Annotated in this window: 14 protein-coding genes; 13 read left to right on the top strand and 1 reads right to left on the bottom strand. The window is 40.4% G+C overall.

All coding sequences use genetic code 11. From position 1 onward, the window contains the following. Positions 1–6: 6 nt before the first annotated feature. The 9 genes from prsW to fni all read left to right on the top strand — a co-directional run bounded on the left by prsW (position 7) and on the right by fni (position 8,145). Positions 7–693: a glutamic-type intramembrane protease PrsW gene (gene prsW, locus OSJ91_RS17705; RefSeq protein WP_350299380.1), complete on the top strand. Its 687-nt coding sequence runs from the start codon at positions 7–9 to the stop codon at positions 691–693. A 126-nt stretch (positions 694–819) separates the two neighbouring features. Continuing rightward, positions 820–1,659, top strand: a complete 840-nt coding sequence (gene sleB / locus OSJ91_RS17700; protein ID WP_485890158.1) for a spore cortex-lytic enzyme — start codon at positions 820–822, stop codon at positions 1,657–1,659. A gap of 14 nt (positions 1,660–1,673) precedes the next feature. Further along, entirely contained in the window at positions 1,674–3,029 is a 1,356-nt protein-coding gene (ypeB, locus tag OSJ91_RS17695; RefSeq protein ID WP_413018740.1) for a germination protein YpeB, read from the top strand. A gap of 163 nt (positions 3,030–3,192) precedes the next feature. Continuing rightward, on the top strand, positions 3,193–3,852 hold the full coding sequence (locus OSJ91_RS17690; RefSeq protein WP_485890157.1) for a flagellar brake protein: 660 nt from the start codon (positions 3,193–3,195) through the stop codon (positions 3,850–3,852). Between the two features lie 66 nt (positions 3,853–3,918). Next, the gene (locus OSJ91_RS17685; RefSeq protein WP_133347608.1) at positions 3,919–4,104 is read left to right on the top strand and encodes a YpfB family protein; all 186 of its coding nucleotides are present in this window, start codon (positions 3,919–3,921) and stop codon (positions 4,102–4,104) included. Positions 4,105–4,466: 362 nt separating this feature from the next. Further along, entirely contained in the window at positions 4,467–5,141 is a 675-nt protein-coding gene (gene cmk, locus OSJ91_RS17680; protein ID WP_350299376.1) for a (d)CMP kinase, read from the top strand. After that, complete coding sequence (locus tag OSJ91_RS17675; RefSeq protein WP_350299375.1) at positions 5,138–5,725, top strand: lysophospholipid acyltransferase family protein; 588 nt, start codon at positions 5,138–5,140, stop codon at positions 5,723–5,725. The genes cmk and OSJ91_RS17675 overlap by 4 nt, the downstream gene beginning before the upstream one ends. Positions 5,726–5,939: 214 nt before the next feature. Then, positions 5,940–7,079, top strand: a complete 1,140-nt coding sequence (rpsA, locus tag OSJ91_RS17670; protein ID WP_350299374.1) for a 30S ribosomal protein S1 — start codon at positions 5,940–5,942, stop codon at positions 7,077–7,079. A 19-nt stretch (positions 7,080–7,098) separates the two neighbouring features. Then, positions 7,099–8,145 (top strand): type 2 isopentenyl-diphosphate Delta-isomerase, encoded by a 1,047-nt coding sequence (gene fni / locus OSJ91_RS17665; RefSeq protein WP_485890156.1) that lies wholly within the window; start codon positions 7,099–7,101, stop codon positions 8,143–8,145. Positions 8,146–8,211: 66 nt separating this feature from the next. Here fni and OSJ91_RS17660 read toward each other — a convergent pair whose 3' ends face one another. After that, positions 8,212–8,343 carry a YpzI family protein gene (locus OSJ91_RS17660; RefSeq protein ID WP_101222431.1) on the bottom strand — a complete coding sequence of 44 codons (132 nt, stop codon included), beginning with the start codon at positions 8,341–8,343 and terminating at the stop codon, positions 8,212–8,214. A gap of 112 nt (positions 8,344–8,455) precedes the next feature. On the opposite strand from OSJ91_RS17660, the gene OSJ91_RS17655 reads away from it, so the two are divergent. The 4 genes from OSJ91_RS17655 to OSJ91_RS17640 all read left to right on the top strand — a co-directional run bounded on the left by OSJ91_RS17655 (position 8,456) and on the right by OSJ91_RS17640 (position 13,636). Further along, on the top strand, positions 8,456–9,076 hold the full coding sequence (locus OSJ91_RS17655) for a YphA family membrane protein (protein ID WP_485890155.1): 621 nt from the start codon (positions 8,456–8,458) through the stop codon (positions 9,074–9,076). Positions 9,077–9,539: 463 nt separating this feature from the next. Then, entirely contained in the window at positions 9,540–10,850 is a 1,311-nt protein-coding gene (der, locus tag OSJ91_RS17650) for a ribosome biogenesis GTPase Der (RefSeq protein ID WP_137016033.1), read from the top strand. A gap of 16 nt (positions 10,851–10,866) precedes the next feature. Next, positions 10,867–11,919: an NAD(P)H-dependent glycerol-3-phosphate dehydrogenase gene (locus tag OSJ91_RS17645; protein ID WP_485890154.1), complete on the top strand. Its 1,053-nt coding sequence runs from the start codon at positions 10,867–10,869 to the stop codon at positions 11,917–11,919. A gap of 379 nt (positions 11,920–12,298) precedes the next feature. Then, positions 12,299–13,636, top strand: a complete 1,338-nt coding sequence (locus OSJ91_RS17640; RefSeq protein WP_485890153.1) for an APC family permease — start codon at positions 12,299–12,301, stop codon at positions 13,634–13,636. Positions 13,637–13,901 lie beyond the last annotated feature (265 nt).

Here is a 13,901-nt window from a genome sequence, read left to right as displayed (position 1 = left end):
CAGCTAATGCTGGTCATGTTGTCAGCGGCCATTGCGCCAGGATTGGCGCTACTGAGCTATTTCTATTTGAAAGATCAATATGAAACCGAACCGATATCGGTTGTGGTCAAAACATTTTTATTCGGTGTCTTTCTTGTATTGCCGATTATGTTCATACAGTATGTGCTCGAAACGGAACATATCTTGAATACCGATTTAGCAAATGCATTTTTATGGGCTGCACTGCTTGAGGAATTCTTCAAGTGGTTCATACTCATTTATGTCATTTATCAGCATGTAGCATTCGATGAGCCGTATGATGGGATAGTTTACGGAGCTGCAGTCTCCCTTGGATTCGCAACAATGGAGAATATTTTGTACTTGTTGGCCAACGGGGTGGAACATGCTTTTCTCAGGGCCGTTCTCCCTGTATCCAGTCACGCTTTGTTCGGTGTGATCATGGGATATTATTTGGGCAAGGCTAAATTTTCAGCATCGAATAATAGGGTCTATTTATCATTGGCATTGATCATACCAATTTCGTTACATGGGGTTTACGATTATATTTTAGTTTCCCAAAAATTTTGGGTGTACTTTATCATGCCATTCATGATTTATTTATGGTGGCTAGGCATGAAAAAAGTAAAAAAAGCACGTTTGTTGTCTGACTTTCATGCAGAAAAACTTTCTCAAAATCAATACCTTAGTAAATGAAGAATACTATCAAAAACGGAGTGCTGGCATATTTTGCCCGCTCCGTTTTTTTGATGTTTGGAATAAAAAAGCCAGTAAAGAAGAAAATAGAATTACATTAATTCAAGAAAAAGAGGAGTGTTTTTGATGAAAGGAATTTCGTCAAAATGGAAATGGCTTTTGCTGTTTTCGTGTATTACTATTTGTTTCGGAATTTACCCGGAAACAAGAACAAATGCCTTTTCGAGCCAAATCATTCAAAAAGGTGCGGTTGGAGACGATGTAATTGAACTGCAGGCACGCCTACAAAACATCGGTTACTATAATGGAAAGATTGATGGAGCCTATGGATGGGGCACTTATTGGGCACTTCGAAATTTTCAACAAGATTTCGGGCTTCCAATAGATGGTTTGGCAGGGACTACAACAAAACAGAAGTTGACGAATGCGTCTAATTTCAATAAAGCATGGGTTCATGAGCAGATCAATAAAGGGAACGAGTTCACCTATTATGGAGGAGTCCCCATTGAAAAACAGGTAAAAGCGAAAGGAAATGGCACTACGTCTGGAGGGGCCGCTTCCGGAAAAGCTCCTTCCAAAACAACGACATCAGCCAATCTTCCAGGAGGATATTCTCAAAACGATATACAGCTGATGGCCAATGCCGTTTATGGAGAAGCACGAGGGGAGCCATATACAGGTCAGGTTGCCGTTGCGGCAGTAATACTGAATAGAGTGGAAAGTGCTGCTTTTCCTAATACCATTTCAGGAGTGATTTTTGAACCTGGGGCCTTTACGGCTGTTGCGGATGGACAGATTTGGCTGACACCGAACGAAAGGGCGAAAGAAGCCGTGGTGGATGCTATCAATGGATGGGATCCAAGCGGTAATGCAGAATATTATTTTAACCCCGATACGGCAACAAGCAAATGGATCTGGTCAAGGGAACAAATTAAAAGAATCGGAAAACATATCTTTTGTAAGTAAAGAGGTGAAGGAAAATGATCAGGAATATAGTGATTGCCCTGCTTGTTGTAGTTGTTGCGGGAACTGCATTCTGGGGCTATCAAGAACATAAGGAAAAAAATGCTGTATTAATCAACGCGGAAAATACGTATCAGCGAGCCTTTCATGATTTAAGCTATCAAGTGGATTTATTGCATGATAAGGTCGGCAGTACTTTGGCCATGAATTCACGTTATTCATTAAGTCCGGCTTTAACGGATGTTTGGCGTATCACTTCCGAAGCCCAAAGTGATGTCGGGCAGTTGCCATTGACCTTGCTTCCTTTTAATAAGACAGAAGAATTTTTATCGAAAATTGCAGACTTCAGTTATAAAACAGCGGTACGTGACCTTGAAAAAGAACCATTGAATGATAAGGAATATGCGACTCTACAATCCTTGTACACACAGGCTGGGGACATCCAGGGCGAGTTAAGAAAAGTGCAGTATCTAGTCCTGAAAAACAATTTAAGATGGATGGATGTCGAAATGGCTCTTGCATCAGGGAAAGAAAATTCGGATAACACGATCATCGACGGATTAAAGACGGTGGAGAAAAAAGTATCTGGGTACGGCGAAACGAATGAGATGAATCCGACTTTTACATCTGCACAACAGAGGGATGAAAACTTTAAAAATTTGCAAGGTGAAACCATAACAAAAAAAGAAGCCATTGCGACAGCAAAAAACTATGCACACTCAAAAAGCGGAAATATGCAGGTGAATGTGGAGGAAAACGGAAAAGGTTCCGATTTTGGATTTTATAGTGTGAGCATTCTCGATAAAGATTCCGATACCGAATTGAATATGGATTTGACAAAAAAAGGCGGTTACCCTATTTGGTATATCAATAATAGGGACGTGAACAAAACAAATATTGATTTGAATCAAGCCTATACAAAAGCCGAAGAATTTTTAAAGGAACATGATTTCAGTTCACTTGAATTATTTGAAAGTGCTCAGTACGATAATATCGCATTATTGAATTTCGTGACATCAGAAAATGGCGTCAAGATTTATCCGGATTCAGTCAAGGTCAAAGTCGCATTGGATGATGGTTCCATTATAGGATTTTCAGCGGACGAGTATTTAAAATCACATAAAACCAGGGAATTAGCGAATCCGAACATATCCGAGAAAGAAGCTAAGGACAAAATCAACAGTAATGTAAAAATAATGGAAGAAGGAAAGGCGTTAATCACCAATGATATTGGTGAAGAAGTTCTATGTTATGAATTTCTCGGTACGATTAAAGATGATACCTACCGTATTTTCATTAATGCAGATACCGGTCAAGAAGAAAAGGTGGAAAAATTAAAGAATTCCGAACCGATATACGAGAATTTAATTTAATGTTAACTGTTATCGTGAATCATTAGTTGTAGGGAAATGTGCTTAGTCACTTTCCCTTTTTCTTATTTCATGACATAATAACGTAAATGATTATTGGATAATATGGGGAAATTAATGGGTAATATTATGTAGTTTCCTTTCTGTCAAAAGGACGTGGATAACGATGTTTAAAATTGGTGATATATTAATGCTCGAACCGAAATACTCATCACAGAAGGAAAAGTTCAATTGTATGGTCGTCGAAATGGGACAGGGTTGTGTCTATACCGACTTTCCCATCAATTTAGAGACTGGTAAAACTGCATTCCTTATGGATGGGACACAGTTGAACGTCACATTTTCCAATGAAGAGCAGGCTGTTTATGTATTTGATTCTGAAGTGCTTGGAAAAGTGAAAGGCAGGATACCAATGATGCAAATATTGCTGCCCGAAGCAGAAACGTTTGTGAAAATCCAACGGAGGCAATACGTGCGCCTGGATGTAACCCTGGATACAGCCATTCATCCAGAACATTCCGAGTTTCCCCCTTTTTGCGCATTATCAGAGGATATAAGTGCAGGCGGAGCTTCCATAAGGCTTTTAAATGGCACTGATATACAATCGGTTCCCCACTTATACCTGTGGATGGCGCTCACGCTTAAATCAGGTGAGATTCATTATTTAAGGTTAAAAAGCAAAGTCATTCGCGTAACGGAGAAAGAGCATGGAAATATGCTGCTGCACGTCCAATTTCTTGAACCTACAAAAAATGATGTACAGACATTATTGAGATTTATATTTGAAAAGCAGGTCGAATTAAAGAAAAAAGGCTTGCATGTTTAACATGATTGAATGAAAAACAGCGATTCCATCCATACTGCTAATATAAACAGATGGAGGGTGCGGCTTATGAAAACATTTGAAAGACTATTAATTAAAGTGATCATCATTCAATTGGCCTGCTTATTTTTTTTCCAGTTCCTTTTGAGCAGGGAGGATCAAATCTTTGATTTGACCAAGCTCTCGAGGTATGAAGGTGTCACCAGCAATAATTATACGAAAATCATTGAAACATTCAATGGGACCGATAAGTAAAAGCGGTGATTAATTTCATTTTGTCGACAAAATGAAATTAGGAATGCTCCTCCGAACCGTGATTTAAATGTAAAATATATTTTCCTTTTTATATGGAAAAAACCCTACCTAGATTGAAGAATTTAATGAAAATACTGCAGGCAAACTCGTTTTTCTATGAATTGTCTACAGTCTGAAGCGGTGATCCGCTTTTTTGTATGAAGATTTTCAAAAAGGGATAACTATTGATAGCTGTAATGATAAAAAAGAACAAAGGTGATTTTGAACCTCACATCCCTTTTATTAATGATTTTCCCGCTAGTTGTGATAAAATGAAAGGGTACTAAATAATCAGCATGATTGTATGATTCTTGGGAGGATTTATGGAAAAAAAATTATCAGTCGCAATCGATGGACCAGCTGCTGCTGGAAAAAGCACGGTTGCTAAAATTGTTGCAGAAAAGTTCAATTACATATATGTGGATACAGGTGCAATGTATAGGGCCCTTACCTATAAGGCCCTTAACCAAAAGATTCTTCTTGATGATGAACCAGCATTATCAGAAGTTCTCATCAATACGGAAATCGAATTAAGACCAAGTGAAAATGGACAGTTGGTGTTCTTGGATAATGAGGACGTGACAGCCCAAATCAGGAATAATGAAGTGACTGGTTCCGTTTCGGAAGTGGCAAAGCACCGAAGCATCCGGGAAGAATTGGTTCGCAGGCAGCAAATCTTTGCTGAAAATGGCGGTGTCGTCATGGATGGCAGGGATATTGGTACGCATGTTTTACCCAACGCCGAAGTAAAGGTATTTCTTATCGCATCTGTGGATGAAAGGGCACAGCGGAGGCATCAGGAAAATATATTGAAAGGTTTTCCTTCAGATATCGAAAAGTTAAGGGAGGAAATTGCAACAAGGGACAAGCTGGACTCGGAACGCGAGGTATCGCCACTGAAAAAGGCTGCGGATGCTATCGAAATCGATACGACTTCATTATCGATTCAGGAAGTTGCAGAAAGTATCATGTCTTTAATAGAAGAGAGGAAAAGATGACATTGGATTTTTACACATTTGCCAAGAACATCGTAAAAGGCGTTTTAACGCCTTCGTTTAGGGTTAAAGCGCTCGGAAAGGAACATATCCCTAAAGAGGGCGGAGTATTGATCTGTGCCAATCACATTGATAATTTGGATCCGCCCATAGTTGGAATGACATCTCCAAGGGATATTCATTTCATGGCGAAAGAAGAGTTGTTTCAAGCACCTGTTTTAAAGGGTATATTACCCAGAGTAAATGCATTTCCCGTGAAGCGGGGCAATAGCGATCGGGAATCCCTGAGAAAAGGTTTAAAGCTTTTGAAGGAGGGCAAGGCGATCGGTCTGTTTCCCGAAGGAACAAGAAGCAAGACTGGTGAATTGGGAGAAGGTTTGGCGGGTGCTGGATTTTTCGCTTTGCGGTCTGATGCCGTTATCATACCGTGTGCAATCATCGGCCCATATAAATTTTTGCGCCCGTTGAAGGTCGTTTACGGTCCTCCAATAAATTTTACTCAATATCGCGAACAGAAAATATCAGCCGATGAGGCTACCAAAATCATCATGGACCAAATTGGGAAATTGATTTCCGAGCATAAATAGTCCTTCATACTTGACAATTTTCTGATTTTGTTAGAATTTATAAAATAAGGGTATTATTCCTTATTGCCGATAAAAAGGAATATAACCCTATTACTCTAAAAAAACTGTTTTTATCTTTATTGGGAAAGTGTTTTTATTGAACCACTTTAAATAAAATATGTGGCCGATGAAGAGGAAATTTGCTGATCAGTCATGGGTTAAGGAGGAGTTAGTAATGACAGAAGATATGAACCAGGTAGAAGTGAACAATTACAAAGTTGGGGATCAAGTTAAAGCAACCGTTTCAAAGGTAGAAGAAAAACAGGTCATTGTCGATGTGGAAAACAGCAAGACTGATGGAATCATACCAATAAGTGAGCTTTCAAGCCTTCATGTCGAAAAGGCGTCAGATGCCGTTTCGGAAGGTGATGCATTGGAGCTGGAAGTCATTAAGGTCGAAGAAGAAGCTCTCATTCTATCAAAACGTAAAATTGACGCTCTTAAAGCATGGGATGACCTGGAATTGAAATTTGAAAATGGAGACGTGTTTGAGGCTGAAGTTAAAGATGTCGTCAAAGGCGGGCTTGTTGTAGATCTAGGCGTACGTGGTTTTGTTCCGGCTTCTCTAGTAGAAGACTATTTCGTTGAAGATTTTTCTGATTACAAAAACAAAACTTTAACATTCAAGATCGTTGAGCTTGAGAAAGACAAGAATCGCTTAATCCTCTCACATCGGGCAGTCGTCCAAGAACAAAAGGAAAAGCAAAAAGCAAACGTTTTGGATAAGATTGAAAGCGGGCAAGTGCTTGAGGGCGTGGTCCAAAGGATTACCGATTTTGGTGCATTCGTGGATATTGGGGGCGTAGACGGTCTTGTCCACATTTCCCAGCTTTCCCATCAGCATGTCGAAAAGGCATCCGATGTCGTTTCCGAAGGGGATAAAGTGCAAGTTAAAGTACTATCCATCGATCGTGATAATGAAAGGATCTCTCTTTCCATTAAAGATACCCTTCCGGGACCGTGGGCAGGCATTGCAGAAAAAGCGGCCAAAGGCTCTACACTGGAAGGTATCGTCAAACGACTTGTTTCTTTCGGTGCATTTGTGGAGATTTTTCCAGGGGTGGAAGGGCTTGTTCATATTTCCCAGATTTCCCACAAGCATATTGCCACACCGCAAGAAGTGCTTAAAGAAGGTCAGTCTGTCGAAGTGAAGGTGCTGGAAGTCAATGAAACGGATCAACGTCTATCATTGAGCATTAAGGAACTTGAAGAACCTCAAGCCAATTACAATACATCGGATTATGAGATCCCTGAAGAATCGAAGGGCTTTCAGCTAGGTGAAATGATCGGTGATCAATTGAAAAAACTAAAATAAGATAATAATGGTGATGGCCTTGGAGAGAAAACAACGAAAATTAGATCATATAGAATTTGCGCTAAAGACAGGGCAGCAGCATAAAACCGGACTAGAAGATATTTCGTTTATTCACCAAAGCTTACCAGGTATTTCCTTGAATAATGTGAACCTCACAGCAGAAGTTGGCGGACTTGAATTAAGTTCGCCAATTTTCATAAATGCCATGACCGGAGGCGGAGGCCCTGAAACCGAAAAATTGAATGGTGACCTAGCCATTGCTGCTCGGGAAACAGGAATCGCCATGGCGGTCGGATCTCAAATGGCAGCCATCAAGGATTCTAGCCAGCAGGCTTCTTTTAAAGTTGTAAGGCAGGAAAATCCTAATGGTGTGTTGATTGGTAATCTCGGTGGCGAAGCAACAGTCGAACAGGCTAAGCGGGCCAGCGATATGATCGGGGCAAATGCCCTTCAGATTCATATCAATGTAATTCAAGAATTGACGATGCCTGAAGGGGACAGGGATTTTGCCGGTACCCTTTCGAGAATTGAAAAAATCAATAGAACGATCGGAATCCCTATCATCGTAAAAGAGGTTGGATTTGGGATGAGTATGGAAACGGTGCAGCAATTACATTCTATTGGTATTTCGATCATTGATGTAGGCGGGTTTGGCGGAACGAATTTTGCTAAAATCGAGAATGAGAGACGCGCAAAAATACTCGGTTATTTCAACGAATGGGGCATACCGACAGCCGCTTCGATTGTCGAGGCAGTTAATGTTTCACCACAGCTATCAGTCATTGGATCAGGCGGCATTCAAAGTCCTCTGGAAATTTCAAAAAGCCTGGCATTAGGAGCGAAAGGTGTCGGATTGGCCGGACATTTCCTCAAGCTCTATAAAGAGTTGGGCTTGGAACAACTGATTAAAGAAATAAATTACATACATGAAGATTTAAAGATCATCATGACTGCACTCGGGTGCGGTAATATCTCAGAGCTAAGGAAATCGAAATTAGTCATCAAGGGCAATACCTATCATTGGTTATCTCAAAGAGGCATTGATTGTTCGGCATATGCTAAATGAATGACCAGTAAAAGAAGCATCTCAATTGAAACGGATTGAGATGCTTCTTTTTGTTCAGGGATAGACTTAACTATTCCTTTTTCGGGCCTCTTCAGGGCTTTCCATTCTAGTTGCCCCTTTATGCTCCAGTGATTGGTCCCTGTCGGACTCCACCCGTTTACTTTCTTTCAATTTCTTCTCTTGCCGATCTTTTCCCATGTTTACACCTCCTTTTCTAATGATAGGAGGAAGGTTTCCTCATTAAATGCCGTGCTATACGTTTATACTTTGAATAAACAAGCCATAATGTTCCTAAAAGGGGGGGCGCTGCATGGATGGAATAATATTTTATTGGATTTCATGGATAGTTTGGGTCATTGTCATGTATTTTATTCCGAAAACGGTTCCCTTTCGTTTTGATTTTTTATTTCATCTATTGGCCGTTATGGTTTTAGCTGGTTATAAACTGGATGCTCCCTTGGTTTCCGTGCATTTGAGCGGGCCGTATCTTTTCTTTATACTGTGTGTGTATATTAGGAAGAAATCCATCATCAAGATGATGGAACTGATCAGCGGAAGTCTTATTATCACTCTCGGTTATGCCAGTTTTCAACTTTTTTCTTTGCTTGATCCGATATGGCTCATCATGAAACCGACTTATCTTTTGTGTATTTTCCTGAATTATCTTATCCTATTACTTTTTAAAAATTGGAAACATCGATTGTTCGTCCTTTTAATTGGGATGATGATGGGAGATATCATATATTCTGGATTGCTTGCTTACCACTCTTTACCTTATGTGGCCCTTGCTTACGCATGGCATGATAATGCTGTGCTGGTTTTGGGCGCAAACATACTGTGGAGAATGTTGGAACTGGTTGGCCAATACATATATTCAATATCTCAATCGAGATTTTTATCAAAACAAGGAAAAGAGAATTTTAATCAATGAAAAGTATGGTGAAAAAGATATCAAAATGGTGCAAACTGGAATTAGAAGGCTTTTATTCATACAATCATTGTTGATTGGCGAGAAATTTGTTACTATAGGATAGTTAGGGGTCTGTAGATAATCGTAAAATGCTCTAAACAATTAAAAAGGAAGCCGTATGCCGAAGCTTTCTTCATTTTTTTGGGCTGTTTATAATCAAGTTTGAGCATGCAGAGGGACAGCTTCACGTCACCTCAGGAACTGGGGCGTCAAGTGGACAAACTGCCCGTGAATACTTGATACATTTAACTGAACATCAGTTGCGAGTTCTCTTACTGATGAAAGATTCCTTTAAATGATGATGGATACAGCTCTTTCCTTTAAAAGGAAATAATGAAAATCAATAATGCAAAGCAACCGTATAAATGCATTCATGAATTTCGTGACTTTGACAGAGATATAGTAGCAGAAAGGGTGAATAGCAATGCCAAAACCGGTAATTGCGATAGTCGGTCGTCCGAACGTGGGAAAATCGACAATCTTTAATAGAATAGTTGGAGAACGGGTTTCGATTGTCGAAGACGTTCCTGGAGTGACCCGGGACAGGATTTATAGTTCTGGTGAATGGTTGACACATGATTTTAACATTATTGATACAGGTGGAATTGATATCGGTGACGAGCCGTTCCTGGAACAAATTCGCCAGCAGGCTGAAATTGCCATCGACGAAGCCGATGTGATAATTTTTATGACGAATGGTCGTGAAGGGGTAACGGCTGCTGATGAAGAAGTCGCTAAGATTCTCTATAAATCGAGAAAGCCGGTTGTCCTTGCAGTAAATAAAGTAGATAACCCAGAAATGAAGGATCAAATTTATGATTTCTATGCGTTAGGTTTTGGCGATCCATTCCCGATCTCCGGGTCTCATGGGCTTGGTCTTGGTGACCTTCTGGATGAAGCGGCCAAACATTTCCCTAAATTCACTGGCCAGGATTATGATGATGATGTCATTAAATTCAGTTTGATTGGGAGACCGAACGTAGGTAAATCATCTCTGGTCAATGCATTGTTAGGTGAAGAACGTGTCATTGTAAGCGATATTGAAGGTACGACTCGCGACGCGATTGACTCTCCGTATAAGTACAATGGCAAAGAATATGTCATTATTGATACTGCAGGGATGAGGAAAAAAGGTAAAGTGTATGAAAGCACGGAAAAATATAGCGTACTTCGTGCATTAAGGGCAATCGAACGTTCAGACGTTGTTCTTGTGGTCCTGAACGCTGAAGAAGGTATTCGTGAGCAGGATAAAAAAATTGCCGGATATGCCCATGAAGCGGGTAGGGCGGTCATCATCGTCGTCAATAAGTGGGATGCCATCGAAAAAGATGAAAAAACGATGAAGGATTTTGAAGAAAAAATCCGTGCCCATTTCCTATTCTTGGATTATGCGCCAATCATTTATCTTTCTGCCTTAACGAAAAAACGTACACATACCTTAATACCGGTCATTGATCAGGCTAGTGAGAATCATGCTATCCGGGTTCAGACAAATGTATTGAATGAAGTGGTCATGGACGCCGTGGCGATGAATCCGACACCGACACATAATGGCAACCGTTTGAAAATTTATTATACGACTCAGGTAGCGATCAAGCCGCCAACTTTCGTTGTATTCGTTAACGATCCGGAGTTATTGCATTTCTCATATGAGAGATTTTTAGAAAATAGAATTAGGGATGCCTTTGGTTTTGAAGGTACACCAATACGAATTTTTGGACGCCAGAGAAAATAGTAAAGGTGGTTATACCATGGTGAAAGATAAAGAAAGTATCGCAGTTATCGGAGCAGGGAGCTGGGGAACTGCTTTAGCGCTCGTGATCGCTGATAACCAGCATGAAGTGAGATTGTGGGGACATAATCAGAATCAAATCAATGAAATAAATCAAAATCATACGAATGAAAAATACTTGCCTGGGATTGAATTGCCTTTGGGGATTAAAGGTTATTCTTCGATTAAGGAAGCATTGGCCGGGATTGAAATAATAATTTTGGCTGTGCCGACCAAAGCTTACCGGGAAGTGCTTGGTCAGATTGAAGAGGCTCATGATAAGCCATTGACAATCGTTCATGTGAGTAAGGGGATTGAACCTGATTCCCTGCTTCGTATATCGGAAATGATTGAGGAAGTCTCTTCGGCGGATTGGCTTAAAGATATAGTGGTTCTTTCAGGACCGAGTCATGCTGAAGAAGTCAGTCTACGTCACCCGACAACAGTTGCCGTTTCTTCAAAGAATATGAAGGCTGCCGAAAGGGTTCAGGACATCTTCATCAATAATAATTTCCGTGTGTATACAAATCCGGACTTGATTGGTGTTGAAATCGGAGGGGCATTAAAGAACATCATTGCATTGGCTGCCGGAATTACGGATGGTTTAGGCTATGGGGATAATGCCAAGGCTGCATTAATGACACGAGGATTGGCTGAAATATCCCGTCTAGGGGTGGCCATGGGGGCTAACCCGCTTACGTTTTCAGGTTTAGCTGGGATTGGCGACTTGATCGTCACTTGTACAAGCGTACATTCCCGTAATTGGAGAGCTGGAAATATGCTTGGAAAAGGGCAAAAGCTTGAAGAAGTTTTGGAAAACATGGGTATGGTCGTTGAAGGTGTCAGAACCACTAAAGCCGCCTATCAACTAGCTCAAAAGTACGAAGTGAACATGCCGATCACTGAAGCCCTGTACGATGTTTTATTCAATGGGGAAGAAGTGAAAAAGGCAGTTGACCTCTTGATGAATCGTTCAAAAACGAATGAGATGGAAGAACTTTATAACATTTTGGATAGCAGACAGCAGGATTGAAATCCGAATCTGTTGATTTTCATAAAAGAATTTCATTAAATTAGGCATTTGATGATGCGCCTTGCCGTGTATCAGCATACAATGCAACGAAAGTAAACTAGTAATTTGACCTCGGCACGGGGGATTTAGTCAAATGAGCAGAAGATATTTAATATCTTCTGCTTTTTTTTATGGGCAAAAAATTACCTGTTCTCTTATGAATAATTGAATAAGTTATTCAAATTTGCATAAAGCATTCTACATATTTCCTTGTTTTTTGTTATAAATCGACTATTTTTTTTGGTATGAAAATTGCGAGGTGTAATATGACCAAAGAATTATAAGGGAGGCCAGAAAAGTTGGTTAACTTTTCTCGCTAAAAAAGGAAGGGGAATGATACATGCAAACAGGTAATCTGAAAAGGTCTTTAAACTTGTGGCATATCGTATTGCTTGGTGTTGGATATATGACGCCGATGGTTGTTTTTGATACATTTGGGATAGTTTCCGAAAAAACGGGGGGACATGTGCCAACCGCTTATGTCATTGCTCTTTTAGCGATGTTGTTTACTGCCGCCAGTTATGGGAAAATGGTAAAAATTTATCCGCAGGCAGGTTCATCCTATACTTACACACAAAAAACGATCAATCCACATTTAGGCTTCCTTGTCGGGTGGTCTTCGTTACTTGATTATTTATTTTTACCGATGGTGAATGGCATATTAACAAAAATATACTTAACAGCTCTTTTTCCGGAGGTGTACCCGTGGATATGGGTGGTGGCATTTGTCCTTTTAATGACAGGCATTAACTTATTCAATGTTAATTTTGCCGCCAACTTTAATAGCTTCCTTGTTTTTTTTCAAATGTTGGTGATTGTTATATTTGTGGCGCTTGTCGTTAAAGGGGTCATGGGTGGAGCAGGGACTGGAGAGGTCTTATCGGTTCAGCCATTCTTCGGGCATCATATGGAAATGTCGACGCTCATAACTGGTGCTACAATCCTTTGTTTTTCTTTCTTGGGGTTTGACGCTGTCACTACTTTATCGGAAGAAACACCGAATCCAGCTAAAACGGTTCCCCGGGCCATCTTTTTGACCGCCCTTATCGGAGGGGTTTTATTTGTGACGGCATCATTCTTTACACAGTTATTTTTCCCGGATGTTTCCCGTTTTAGCGATCCAGAAGCAGCTTCTCCGGAAATTGCCCTTTTTGTTGGCGGGAAGTTATTTCAAGCCTTCTTTCTTGCAGGAACTTTATGTGGTACACTTGCCTCCGGGCTTGCATCCCATGCTAGTGTTTCTAGGTTGCTATATGTCATGGGACGTGACCAAATGATCCCGAAAAAACTATTTGGGTTTGTCCACCCAAAATACAACACGCCATTTTTTAATGTCATATTTGTTGGGTCCATATCATTGGTTGCCTTATTCCTTGATTTGGTTACCGCCACTTCCCTCATAAACTTTGGAGCATTAATTGCTTTTACTTTCGTGAATATTTGTGTAATCGTCCATTCAATAAGAAACAAAGGCTTCAGAACGATTAAAGGATTTCTTTCAACTATTCTGTCCCCGGTTTTAGGTGCTGCATCGGTCTTCATCCTTTGGCTTAATCTCGAGACGAGTTCATTGATCCTAGGAATTGTATGGGCGGTAATTGGGATTGGTTATCTTCTGTATCGGACAAAATGGTTTACGGAATCCATACCGCTATTCCGTTTTGAAGAGGCACAGTGAATTTACTCACTTCATGAACGAAGGAGTCTGTTATATGGCTGATGAGAAAATGAAAAGGTCTTTAACGCTCTTTCTATTCGGTTTTTTGTCCATGGAATTAGCAACAGTGATTTAGCGCTTATGGAATTGCTGCAGAGATGTCACGTGGAATGGTTCCGGAGGCCTGCTTGTTCGCTTTAATGATGATGCTTTTCACAGCATATATTATGGACAGATGGCAAAGGTCATTCCTTCGGCAGGTTCGGTATATGCGTACGCGCAAAGT

The sequence above is a fragment of the Bacillus sp. T-10(2022) genome, assembly GCF_056502895.1.
The sequence above is the reverse complement of the archived record's forward strand: the minus strand, read 5'-3'. Positions and strand labels throughout refer to the sequence as shown.